General features: G+C 49.0%; 11 protein-coding genes. 1 reads left to right on the top strand and 10 read right to left on the bottom strand.

The genetic code is table 11. The features are described from left to right. Positions 1-3: 3 nt before the first annotated feature. From araA to rpsF, 10 genes are all read right to left on the bottom strand, one after another. Entirely contained in the window at positions 4-1,443 is a 1,440-nt protein-coding gene (araA, locus tag ACTNCH_RS08360; RefSeq protein ID WP_441018449.1) for an L-arabinose isomerase, read from the bottom strand. Positions 1,444-1,495: 52 nt separating this feature from the next. After that, entirely contained in the window at positions 1,496-2,620 is a 1,125-nt protein-coding gene (locus ACTNCH_RS08355; protein WP_441018447.1) for a GntR family transcriptional regulator, read from the bottom strand. 23 nt (positions 2,621-2,643) lie between these two features. After that, positions 2,644-3,615, bottom strand: coding sequence for an ABC transporter permease (locus ACTNCH_RS08350; protein ID WP_441018445.1), 972 nt, complete (start codon positions 3,613-3,615; stop codon positions 2,644-2,646). Between the two features lie 10 nt (positions 3,616-3,625). Continuing rightward, on the bottom strand, positions 3,626-5,125 hold the full coding sequence (locus tag ACTNCH_RS08345; protein ID WP_441018443.1) for a sugar ABC transporter ATP-binding protein: 1,500 nt from the start codon (positions 5,123-5,125) through the stop codon (positions 3,626-3,628). Positions 5,126-5,143: 18 nt separating this feature from the next. After that, the gene (locus ACTNCH_RS08340; RefSeq protein WP_441018441.1) at positions 5,144-6,091 is read right to left on the bottom strand and encodes an ABC transporter permease; all 948 of its coding nucleotides are present in this window, start codon (positions 6,089-6,091) and stop codon (positions 5,144-5,146) included. A 100-nt stretch (positions 6,092-6,191) separates the two neighbouring features. After that, positions 6,192-7,385 (bottom strand): sugar ABC transporter substrate-binding protein, encoded by a 1,194-nt coding sequence (locus ACTNCH_RS08335; protein ID WP_441018439.1) that lies wholly within the window; start codon positions 7,383-7,385, stop codon positions 6,192-6,194. Positions 7,386-7,751: 366 nt separating this feature from the next. Beyond that, the gene (locus ACTNCH_RS08330) at positions 7,752-9,686 is read right to left on the bottom strand and encodes an SUV3 family DEAD/DEAH box RNA helicase (RefSeq protein ID WP_441018437.1); all 1,935 of its coding nucleotides are present in this window, start codon (positions 9,684-9,686) and stop codon (positions 7,752-7,754) included. Between the two features lie 67 nt (positions 9,687-9,753). Continuing rightward, on the bottom strand, positions 9,754-10,020 hold the full coding sequence (gene rpsR / locus ACTNCH_RS08325) for a 30S ribosomal protein S18 (RefSeq protein ID WP_441018435.1): 267 nt from the start codon (positions 10,018-10,020) through the stop codon (positions 9,754-9,756). A gap of 43 nt (positions 10,021-10,063) precedes the next feature. Continuing rightward, entirely contained in the window at positions 10,064-10,525 is a 462-nt protein-coding gene (locus ACTNCH_RS08320) for a single-stranded DNA-binding protein (RefSeq protein ID WP_441018433.1), read from the bottom strand. Between the two features lie 39 nt (positions 10,526-10,564). Continuing rightward, positions 10,565-10,852: a 30S ribosomal protein S6 gene (gene rpsF, locus ACTNCH_RS08315; RefSeq protein ID WP_158365092.1), complete on the bottom strand. Its 288-nt coding sequence runs from the start codon at positions 10,850-10,852 to the stop codon at positions 10,565-10,567. Positions 10,853-11,100: 248 nt separating this feature from the next. Here rpsF and ACTNCH_RS08310 point away from each other — a divergent pair, with 248 nt between their 5' ends. Then, the gene (locus ACTNCH_RS08310; RefSeq protein WP_441018431.1) at positions 11,101-11,367 is read left to right on the top strand and encodes a hypothetical protein; all 267 of its coding nucleotides are present in this window, start codon (positions 11,101-11,103) and stop codon (positions 11,365-11,367) included. Positions 11,368-11,492 lie beyond the last annotated feature (125 nt).

Below are 11,492 nucleotides of genomic sequence, written 5' to 3'. Positions count from 1 at the left end.
CTCTTATTTCATGAAAAACTTCTGAAGATCTGCCTCTGTGGTATCCTCGCCGATGGTTACAAGCTCGGTTCCGGTCAGACGGGCGAACATCGCGATATCCTCTCTGGTCAGCGCGGTAGATACAACAGAGTGATGAGCGCCTCCTGCGTAGCACCATGCTGCGGTTCCGATAGCGAAGTTCGGTTTATGACGGTACATAATTCTTGCTACCGGCAGGTTCGGCATGGGCTTCGGCTGTTTTACAAGCTCAATGTCTGCGCAGATGATACGGAAGCGGTCGCCCATATCAACCATGGTTACCTGGATTCCGTCTCCGGTTACGCCGTCAAAGATCAGTCTCGCGGGATCCTCTTTTCCACCGATACCAAGCGGAAGCACATCAATCTCCGGCTTTGTAGCAGCAAAGGCCACCGGAACCTCCAGCATATGGGAAGCCAGCTCCAGCTCCTGACCCTCGGTCAGGTCATAGGTGTAGTCCTCGATAAAACCGGTTGCTCCCTCGCGTCCCTCTGCCATCTGCATCAGAACTGCGGACAGAGCTGCAATCTTATAATCTCCCTCCGGTCCGAATCCAACGCCCTTGCCCATCAGGTTCTGTGCCGCGATACCCGGAAGCTGCTTTAAGCCGTGCAGATCCTGGAAGGTATCCGCAAATGCGCCGATGCCGTTCTCCTTCAGGAATTTTTCAAAACCAACCTCATATTTTGCCTGCTCGCGGACTGCGTCGATGCGGTCTGTCTTCATCGTATACTTATCGGTATACTCCTTCATCTTCGCGTCAACCTCTGCCTCGGTTACCTCGTTGATGATGTCTACCACATCGCCCAGCGCATAGTAGTTACACTCCCAGCCGTATTTGATCTGGCTCTCTACACGGTCGCCATCTGTAACTGCCACATGTCTCATGTTGTTACCGAAGGAAGCTACCTTCAGGGACTTGGAATAGGAAATCGCCTTTGCAACCTGCGCAAATCTCCGAATCTTTGCTACCACGTCCTCATGCTTATAGTAGCCTGCTACTACCTCATGGGGAATTCCCATTCTTGCTACAATGAAGCCATACTCACGGTCACCGTGAGCTGCCTGGTTCAGATTCATAAAGTCCATATCAATGGTATCATAAGGCAGCTTCTCATTTGCCTGGGTATGGAGATGAAGCAGCGGTTTTCTAAGCTCCTGCAGGCCTTTGATCCACATCTTGGCCGGAGAGAAGGTGTGCATCCATGTAATTACACCGATACAGTCATCGTCACAGGATACCTTCCGCATATCTTCAATACAAATTTCAGATGTCTCTACGGTCGGAAGCAGCTCTACTGCCGCGATTCCTTCCAGCTTTTCATTCAGGAACTCTGCCATCTCCCGGGCATCTGCCGCTACCTGCTTCAGGCACTCGTCACCATACAGATCCTGAGAGCCTACTACAAAATAAAGTTTTTTCATGTTCGTTACCTCCTGAAATATTTACCAACTTTCATGTTCCCGCGTCCGGTCCCTAACCCCGGCTGCGTATATCCTTCACCGAATTTCCGTCGTTAAGGGTCACGGGAAAACGATGGGAATAGTTTTTGTTCTGCCAGTCCTCATCCTCCATCATGCGAAGAAGATTTCTGGCTGTCAGCCGTCCCAGATGGTACTTGGGATGCACAACGGAAAGTACTTTTACATCCCCGTTCTGGGCCAGCTCCGCGTCGTCAAAGGAAACCAGCGAGATATCGTCCGGCACCTTCAGCCCCCGCTCCTCCAGGAACTCCATATAATGCTCTGCCACCTCGTCATTATACAGAATCATCGCCGTACAGTCCTTGGTTCTGCGGTACATCCGCAGCAGACCTTTTTTGCTCAGCTTTTCTTCCATATCCTTGGTGGAATACCAGCGAATCCAGTCATCGTCAAATTTGACGCCATAATCCGACAGGCACTCGATGAAGCCTTTGTAGCGCTCGATTCCCTGCATATCATCATACTTGAAAATACCCCCGATTCTCCGGTGGCCATTCTGAATCAGAATCTTTGCTGCTTCATAGCCTGCCCTGGCGTCTGACATTTCCACGCTGTCAAACTTCTGATTTGAATAATGATTATGAATAAACAGGGTCGGTATATTTTTCTTCCGGATTTCGTTGTAAAGCCGGATATTCGGGTTGGGGAAGCTGGAACGCGTTCCCTCGATGATGAGTCCGGACAGGTTGCCGGACAACAGCCCCTCCAGATACATGGCCTCATCATTCAGGCGGTTTTTTGTCACCGCCACATCGATCTCGTAACCCTTTTCCGTCAAAACGGATTCAATGCCATCGTATACTCTCGGAAACAGATAATCTGAAAAATAACTCAGGACAAGTCCAACCTTTGGTTTTCCCTGGTCCTCCTTCTTATTTTCATAAGACACATAGGTTCCGCTTCCCTTAACACGGACAATCAGGCCGTCTTCCTCCAGCTGGTTCAGTGCGGTACGCACCGTCTGTCTGGAATATCCGAATTTTTTCTGCAGAATATTTTCCGATGGAAATTTATCCTTGTTTTTAATCACGCCGCTGGTAATCAGCGTTCTGCACCAGTTATACAGCTTCTGATATTTCAGCATGTCCTGACTGTGTGCATTTCCTTTTTTTGACATATCGTCCCTCTTTTGTCTGTACCTTATTTAATAACCTGGATAGACTGACGGTCCGCAAATACAGCTACAAATACCAGGAATACGACACCCTGAATCAGCTGCATCATCTGTGTGGAGAAGCCCATCATGGTCAGTCCGCTGTTCAGTACGATATAAAGCAGAGAGCCTACAACGATGTTCTCAAATCTTACCTTCGCGCCGCCGGAGATCGGCATTCCGCCCAGTACCAGCGCAATCAGAATCTGTGTCTCCAGCTGATTTCCACCGGAGGAGGTTACAGAGCCGACCTTGATAACGTTGATAAATGCAGCGAAGCCGGTGATAGCGCCTGCCAGCACATAGATGAGAAACTTCATCTTATCCGTACGGATACCGGAGAACATAGCTGCTTTCTCACCGGCTCCGATAGCTTTCAGATAAGTTCCGAACTTGGTAAAACGGAACAATACAAAGCCAATCACCAGAACCACTACCGTGCAGGCAACCTTCAGACCGGTGCTGTCATAGTTGATAAGCAGCGCGGATCCGGTAACCGGAGCGTTGGTGGTCAGATACTTGATAAAGCCTCTGAACAGGAACATGGTACAAATCGTTACAATAAAAGATTTAATTTTACGGCACACATAGAAGTATCCGTTGATAGCTCCGATAGCCGCGCCTGCAGCAATACCGCCTACGATAGCCAGCGGAATGCTGATTTTGGACAGCATACATACTACGATGGATGCGATACCCAGAATAGAGCCCTGGGAGAAGTCCAGACCGCCCATGGTCATGATAAAGAATACGCCTGTTGCCGCGATCATTGTAACATATACCTGAGAAAGTACAAGAGACATGTTATTCATCATTCTGAAGTTGGTCAGAACGTTGAATACCAGGAATACTACAATCAGTCCTGCGATCGGCAGAAGGGCGCGGATCATCGACATCTTTGATAATTTCTTGAGCTGCTGCTCTTTCTGTTCTGTATTTGTCTTTACTTGATTCTCCATAACTGCCTCCTTATACCATCATCGTAATCAGACTGTTCTCATCCAGCTCCGGACTTCTCTCCAGCTCGCCGCTGAGCTTACCGTCCTTCATGATTATGATACGGTCGCACATACCAATTAACTCCATCAGCTCCTCGGAAATCATGATGATAGACTTTCCGTTCTTTCTCATCTGATTCATCAGCTGATAGATATCCTGTTTTACTTTAATATCGATTCCTCGTGTGGGGCTGTCCAGCACAACGATGTCGGAATCCTTTCCAATCCATCTTGCCAGTACTACCTTCTGCTTGTTGCCGCCGGACAGGTCGGATACAAACTGATCCACATTGACCATCTTGACAGACATCTGCTTTGCAAACTTATTGGAGAATTCCTTCAGCTTCTTATCGCTGAGCATATGGGTCTTTCCGGCCAGCTCGTCCAGAGACGGCAGGCAGATATTATCGCCGATGCTCTGATTCAGGACTACGGACTCATTGTCACGGTCCTTGGATGTGTATGCGATGCTGTGCTTAATCGCGGACGGGATGTCGTTGATCTCGGTTCCGTCTGCCAGCACTACCTTACCGGTTCTATCATAGGAAGCGCCGAAAATAGCCTTTCCAATCTCATGCATACCGGACTCAGACAGTCCGCCGAAGCCCAGGATCTCGCCCTTGTGAAGATCGAAGCTGATATTTTCAATCAGGCCCGGAACGGTTACATTCTCTACAGAGAGTACCACCTCGTCAGATACCTTCTCGCCATAATCCGCGCGATAGTAATCGCCGGTTACCTCACGGCCTACCATCAGACGCTTTAAGTCGTCCTCATTTACATCTGCGCTCTTTACCGTATCGATATAGACGCCGTCACGCAAAATGGTGATGGTATCGGATTTATCCAGAATCTCCGGCAGGTCATGGGAGATAAAGATTACCGTATTACCGCTCTCGCGAATCCGGTTCATGTGCTTGTACAGCTCCTCACGTCCCTCCTGGGAAAGAGCTGTGGTAGTCTCGTCGATGACAACGATCTTCGGGTCAAAATAGGTTGCCTTTACAATCTCAACCAGCTTTCTGTCCTCGAAATTATACTCGTCAATGATATCGGATGCCTTGATCCGATCGAAGCCATACTGATGAAGAAGCTCTGTGGCTTTCTTATTCATGGCATTTGTATTTTTGATACCGAAGTGTACAAACTGATCCTCATGGCCCAGGAAAATATTTTCCGCTACGGTCAGGCCAGACAGAGTTCCCAGCTCCTGTACGATGATAGATACGCCTTCTTCATTGGCCTCTACCTGATTCTTCGGATGAATTTCTTTTCCATCCAGTACGAAGGTACCGCTGTCGATGCTGTAGATACCGGTCAGCATATTGGTCAGTGTGGATTTACCGGATCCGTTCTCGCCAATCAGCGCGTGAACCTCGCCCTTATTTACATTGAAAGATACATTCTGTACCGCCTTCGTAATACCGAAGGACTTGCAAAGATTTTTAACCTGTAATCTTACTTCACTCATTGCATTTTCCTCCTTCGATTACTTCACGATTTCGCCCTTGGTCACCTTGGTGGTCAGGGTAATGATAATCAGCAGTGCCAGACCGGTGATAACGTCCTGGATAGCGGTCGGAGCTCCCAGAGCGATAAAACCGAAGAAAATAATGTTGATGACAAACTCACCAATGACAATGGCCTGCAGCGGCATACCATATTTCTTAAATGCCAGACCAAAGAAGCAGCCCATGGTCGGTACAAAGTTACGGCTCATGGACGCCATACCGGTTACAGCTACCATGGAAGAACCATAGCTGATGGTCAGGATTGCCATAACGCCCAGAAAAGCGCCGCTCAGGATAAATGCCAGAACTTTGTATTTATTTACATCGATACCCATGTTCTTGGCAACAAACTCGTTGCTTCCGATGGCGTATGTATAAGTTCCGATTTTTGTATAATTCAGGAAAATGTAAGCTACCACACAGGCCAGGACAGCCAGGATAATGTCGCCCGGCATCTGTCCGAACATACGAAGGTTGGCCGGAAGTGTCTGCTCTACGCCGCCTGCGATATAGTTGGCGATGGACTCATAAATCAGAGCCAGACCGGTGGTAACAATCATAGACGGGATACGGAGCTTTACATAGAAGATACCATTCAGAACGCCCACGATGGCGCCGCAGATGATACAGCCCGCAATCAGTCCCACATAGCCCAGATTGAATCTTGTTGCGAATACGCATCCCACAATAGCGGAAAGCATGATGTTCGCTCCGATGGAGAAGTCGAACATACCCATTACCATTACGAAATAGAATCCCACCGCGCCTACGGTAGCAATCAGGCTGGCCTGAAAGTAATTCAGCATATTTGCTGCGGAGCCGAAGTTATGCGGTGACAGTACTTTAAAAATACCCCAGGAAAGTACAACCAGACCTAACAGAATCAGATAACCTCTTGTACTTCCCGACAACTTTTTAGAACCCATACTCTTTACCTCTTTTTCCTTTTCTGCAAGGATTTTTTTGATAATAGGAGCCGGTATCGCCGCGCGACACCGGCTCCTACAAACTCTAAGCCCTTAGAATTTATTTGCCTGCACGTGCTGCTGCATCCTCGATAGATACCTTAGCAGCTGCTTCCTTCAGTCCTGCCAGATCCAGCTCAGACATAGCTACAAGCTCTTCGTCTGTGTACGGAAGCTGGTCTACAAAGTACTGCTCGTATGCCTTGTAGTCATCTGCAGATGATACATACAGGTACGGGAACGGAACGTCCTCAAACTTGCCTGAGAAATCTGTGTAGTTACCCTTGATTGCATTGTAAACCATCATGAACGCGATAAGCGGGTCGCAGTAGTGTCCGCCGGACTCACCAGCCATGGAACCGTTCTCAAGTCTCTCTCCCAGGTCCGGAAGGAAGTCTGTGGATACGATGTCGATGTCCTGAGTCTTGCCTGCACGCTCTACAGCTGCGATTGCACCCTGAAGCGGGTCTCCGCCGCCGCCTGCCGGAATCAGTGCATCCAGGTTCGGATCTGCTGCCATCAGAGCCTCTGCTGCTTTGGAACCGCCCTCAGAGGTTGTTCCTGCGTACTGCGGCTCAGACAGGGTAGCCTTGTCATCCGGGTTAGCCTCGTTCCATTTCTCAACGCCTGCTTTATAGCCTTCCCATCTTCCAAGCCAGGTTGCGTCTCCCTGCTCCCAGCCAATCAGACCGATGTTTCTGTCGCCCTTCTCAAGAAGGATATTTACCAGCTCTTCACCGTTGGCCGGCTCGTCCTCATGAACTGCGCCGATGTAGTAAGCGGAATCGGTAGCCATCTGGTAGATGTCTGCGCTGTTGTCCTTGCTGATTACACGGAAGAACTGTGCCAGATATACTTTGTTATCGTTACAGGTCTTGATTGCGGAGGTCATCTCTGTATCAGAGGAGTTGCAGATGATGATACCCTGGCAGCCTGCTGCTACCAGCTGCTCTACAGAAGCTGTAACCTTCTCGGATACATGTCCCTGGTCAACATACTGTACCTGAACGCCCAGTGCCTTTGCTGCCTCGTCCAGAATCAGCTTACACTGGGAACCGAGTACGTCGGTAGAGGACCAGATGGAAACGCCGATCTTGATATCCTTGTTGTCTGTTGCTGCTGCCGGAGTCTCAGCTGCTTCTGAGCTGGAGCTGTCTGCTGTTGTAGTGTCCTTGGAACCGCCGCAGGCTGTCATTCCCAGAACCATGGTTGCTGCCAGTGCTGTGGCAGTCACTTTTTTGAAAAGCTTGTTCATGTTTTTTCCTCCCTGTTTTGTTTTTTCCTTTTGGGTTATGTCCGTAACCTTGTTGATGACTTTATTATATGCAGGCTGTCAAAAATTTGCAATAGAATACAGAAAAATAAATTTTCTAAGTTGTATTGTTTTTCGTTCTTTTTGCCAGTTATTTTTATATTCCATTTTTCTATATGTTTAATTTGCACAGTTTTTTAGTCCTATTTTCCCGGTTTTCGCCGTCACTTTATGCTCTTTTACCAGTTTCATTCCTATATCGTTGCATTTTTAGCATTCATTGCAATACAACTTAGTATATGTTACAACCTGTATCAAATATGTGTTTTCTTGTATTTTCAGAAATACAATCAAAAAAGGAAGCGTTTTTCAACGCTTCCCATAACATTCCTCGCACACCTGGAAGGGCGAGCCCAGCGGCAGAAGTTTTCCGCAATATCTGCATCTGGCAATATAATTCTGTTTTCCGCGGGTCAGATAATTCATAATTCGCATCTCGGTCTTTTCCCGTTCTGACGCCAGCCATTCCTCGTCCAGCTCCTTCTGCATCCGGTGAGAAAACTGATAATACAAATCCAGCTGCTTATAATAGGTCTCATACTGGGCAATCCCACCCTTGCGATCCCGGTAAAAAGCAGGTCTTTCCAATGATACGTCCGCTGTATAGCTTCTGCAGTAGTCCAGCCACAGCTGAACCACCCTCCGATCCTTAATATCAATCGGACAGGTAATCATCTTGTATACAAGGCGCTTATTCTCAAACCCGTCAATCTGATTCCGGTATTTCTTCGCCAGCTCATAGAGATACAGGGCTTCGTCAATATTTTCCTTCACAAAAGGCTCGGAGGGCGTAACGGAATACCAGATTTTCATCAGCTCGTCCAAAGGCGCGTCGATATCCAGCAGCACCTGCGGGAAGCCTAAGTTCACCTGGGTCAGCGGTTCCTCTGCCGCCTGATAAAGCTCCCGGATAAATTCCAGTTCCCGCTCGCCCAGAGCATTCACATAACCCTTATCATAAATTCCAAACCGACCTGCCCGGCCCGCTATCTGTTTGACCTCAGGAATCCGCAACGGTCGACGGCTCACGCCGTCAAACTTATCCGTCTGCATAAAGACAATCCGGCGCACCGGCAGATTCAGTCCCATACCGATAGCATCCGTGGCTACAGCCACCTTTGTTTTTCCCTTATTGAACATCCGGGTCTGACGGCGGCGAATCTCCGGGGGCAGGCTGCCGTAGATGACGCTGGAGGCAATTCCCGCTTCCTCCAGCCGCCCGGCTATATCCAGCACTGATTTTTTGGAAAACGCAATCAAAGCGTCCCCCTCCTGCACATCCTCCGGAAAAAGGAAAGGCTTCTCTTCGCAAATCAGCTCCGCCTTTCGCTCATAACGTTTCACCTCATAGGTATCCCTGCAGAGCTCAATCAGATGGCAGACAACCTGTTCCGCTGCAGGGCTCATGCAGATATGAATTTCCACCGCCCGCAGTCCCAGAATCGCTTTCGTCCAGGAATGGCCCCGATCCGTATCCGCCACCAGCTGGGCCTCATCAATCACCGCAATGTCGTAATTTTCATCGAAATCTGCCATTTCTATGGTAGAAGCTGTCACCAGACTGTGTTCTTCCTCAATGCATTCCTGCCCCGTCCGCATGGTACAGGGAATGCCCGCGGCGTGCATCTGCTCATAAACCTCCAGGGCAAGCAGACGCAGAGGCCCCAGATAGCTTCCGTTTTTCGCTTTTTTCAGCCGCTCCAGTGCCTGAAAGGTCTTTCCGCTGTTGGTCGGACCGATATGCAGCACGAAATGCCGGGGCAGCTCCCGCACCTCCGCAAACTCCATCTCCGGCCGGGCCGGCACCAGTTCCAGAATTTTATTTTTCACCTTATACCGGCGGAATCTGGGATACAGGGTAAACATAGGTTCCTGACAAATGGCACAGGGCATGGTCCGACGCGCCCAGGCCAGGAACTCACCGTTCAGCCCATCCTTTTGCTCCGCCAGCAGCATTCCCAAATCAAGCTCCACAAGTCTTGGCAGCATATCCTCATTCAGCTTCTCAATGAGTTCTTCTTTATTTCTGCGATAAGCATAAGAAGCCGTATTCTTCAGCTGCCTGTGCAGCTCCTCCAGCGTCCGGATATTAATCTGACCCGGCCGGGCGCTCTTCAGCGTTTTCTGAACCTTTGCGATTCTGGCCTGCATTCCTGCTTCCTTTACCGGTTTCTTCGGCTTTTTCCGCCCCGCCCGCTCATATTGCTCCATATAAAACTGATTCAGCTTTTTCTTTTGAATCATGATTTTCCTCTCTCACAACAAAACCCCGCAGCCATTACGACTGCGGGGTCTGATTCCCGTAAATGAATTAGTCCATTACGTACGGCATCAGGGAAATGTGACGTGCTCTCTTGATAGCTACAGTCAGAGCTCTCTGGTGCTTTGCACAGTTTCCTGTGATTCTTCTGGGAAGGATTTTTCCTCTCTCAGATACGTATCTCTTTAATTTTGCTACATCCTTGTAGTTGATTTCGTTATTCTCTTTGCCGCAGAATACGCAGACTTTCTTTCTTCTGCGTCCCATGCCTCTACGTCTCATGGGCGCGTCGCCTTTATCGGATTTTGTGTAAGCCATGGCTTTTACCTCCTGTTAATCTTTCAATTCTCTTCCACGATTGTTAGTTAAACGGTAATTCTTCGTCAATTCCGTCCGGGATATTCATGAATCCATCTCCCGCTGCTGCGGAAGGAGCCGGTGCAGACTGGAAAGGATTGGAATTGTTCTGGGGCTGGAAGACGCCTGCATGCTCGCCTGCTGCCGCCTTACTCTCCGCAAACTCCTGTTCCTCTACAACCACGTCTGTGGTGTAAACCTTCTGTCCGTCACGATTCGTGTAGCTGCCGGTCTGGATACGTCCGGTAATCACAATCTTCGTTCCCTGACGCAGATACTTCTCAGCAAACTCAGCCTGACGTCCGAATGCCACGCAGCCGATAAAATCAGCAGTTGCTTCTCCGTCCCGTCTGAATCTTCTGTCCACTGCCAGTGTATATCTTGCGAATGCGCTCGCGTTCTCTCCCTGAGAATAACGAACGTCCGGGTCACGGGTTAAACGTCCCATTAAAATTACTTTATTCATACCAACAATCCTCCACTTGTTCGGTTAAAAACCTTGTCTCTATGCGTCTTTGCGAACACACAGATAGCGGATGACATTCTCCATGATACGAACGTGCTTCTCCACCTCTGCCGGGCAGGTTGCGTCAGCGTCAAACTGGATGAAGTAGTAGTACGCTTCTCTCATGTGCTGGATATCGTAAGCAAGACGCTTCTTGCCCCAATCTTCCACCTCTGTCACTACACCGCCGTAACGAGCGATATACTCTTTCGCTTTCTCTACGGTAGCGGTTCTGACGTCATCCTCTGCCTTTGCATTCACAACTAATGCTAATTCATACTTGTTCATGCTTTTCCTCCTTTTGGTCTCTGGCTTCCTCACTATGGGGGAAACAAGGAATTTTAATAATATATCACAAGGTGATACTATAACATAATTTTTTCGCAAAAGCAAGGGTTTTTCGCAGTTTTTCAAGGTTTTTCCAGGCATTCTTTCTTTACAAACAGGGTGGCCGCCTTTATACTCTAAGTGTTGCGTTATCGCTTTGTTATCTATTTTCTTTATTATAGAAATAATTTTTGAAACGGGAGGTTTTTATGCGAATCTGGGCCAGGGAATTTAAGAGTAATCATATGTTAAAGGATATGGTGGTTGAGGATTTTTCGGATGAAACACGGACACACAAGATTTTCAACGCGCTGGACGAGATCTGTCATCAGTTTGATCTGAGTAAGCCTATCTGGCTGGAGTCCTGTATTGAGGATTTTAAGCGGACAGCGAAAGTGCGGTTTTATCAGGATAGCTTTATTGATTCGATTGCGTTTGATTATCTGGAGGTACAGGTGATCGAGGAGGATTATTAGGACGGACGCCCGGGAAGGAGAAAGGGGGCCCCCCGGGGGGGGGGGGGGGGGGGGGGGGGGGGGGGGGGGGGGGCGGGGGGGGGGCGGGGGGGGGGGGGGGGGGGGGGGGGGGGGGGGGGGGGGGG

The organism is Candidatus Merdisoma sp. HCP28S3_D10, assembly GCF_052065835.1.
In the GTDB taxonomy this organism is placed as follows: Bacteria; Bacillota; Clostridia; order Lachnospirales; family Lachnospiraceae; genus Laedolimicola.
Note: the sequence above shows the minus strand (reverse complement) of the source record. Positions and strands in the feature narration are given on the sequence as shown.

What these genes read in the sequence shown, in the direction of transcription:
- araA (WP_441018449.1), bottom strand. Translation starts at nt 1,443, where the DNA reads ATGAAAAAACTTTATTTTGTAGTAGGCTCTCAGGATCTGTATGGTGAC.
- ACTNCH_RS08355 (WP_441018447.1), bottom strand. Translation starts at nt 2,620, where the DNA reads ATGTCAAAAAAAGGAAATGCACACAGTCAGGACATGCTGAAATATCAG.
- ACTNCH_RS08350 (WP_441018445.1), bottom strand. Translation starts at nt 3,615, where the DNA reads ATGGAGAATCAAGTAAAGACAAATACAGAACAGAAAGAGCAGCAGCTC.
- ACTNCH_RS08345 (WP_441018443.1), bottom strand. Translation starts at nt 5,125, where the DNA reads ATGAGTGAAGTAAGATTACAGGTTAAAAATCTTTGCAAGTCCTTCGGT.
- ACTNCH_RS08340 (WP_441018441.1), bottom strand. Translation starts at nt 6,091, where the DNA reads ATGGGTTCTAAAAAGTTGTCGGGAAGTACAAGAGGTTATCTGATTCTG.
- ACTNCH_RS08335 (WP_441018439.1), bottom strand. Translation starts at nt 7,385, where the DNA reads ATGAACAAGCTTTTCAAAAAAGTGACTGCCACAGCACTGGCAGCAACC.
- ACTNCH_RS08330 (WP_441018437.1), bottom strand. Translation starts at nt 9,686, where the DNA reads ATGATTCAAAAGAAAAAGCTGAATCAGTTTTATATGGAGCAATATGAG.
- rpsR (WP_441018435.1), bottom strand. Translation starts at nt 10,020, where the DNA reads ATGGCTTACACAAAATCCGATAAAGGCGACGCGCCCATGAGACGTAGA.
- ACTNCH_RS08320 (WP_441018433.1), bottom strand. Translation starts at nt 10,525, where the DNA reads ATGAATAAAGTAATTTTAATGGGACGTTTAACCCGTGACCCGGACGTT.
- rpsF (WP_158365092.1), bottom strand. Translation starts at nt 10,852, where the DNA reads ATGAACAAGTATGAATTAGCATTAGTTGTGAATGCAAAGGCAGAGGAT.
- ACTNCH_RS08310 (WP_441018431.1), top strand. Translation starts at nt 11,101, where the DNA reads ATGCGAATCTGGGCCAGGGAATTTAAGAGTAATCATATGTTAAAGGAT.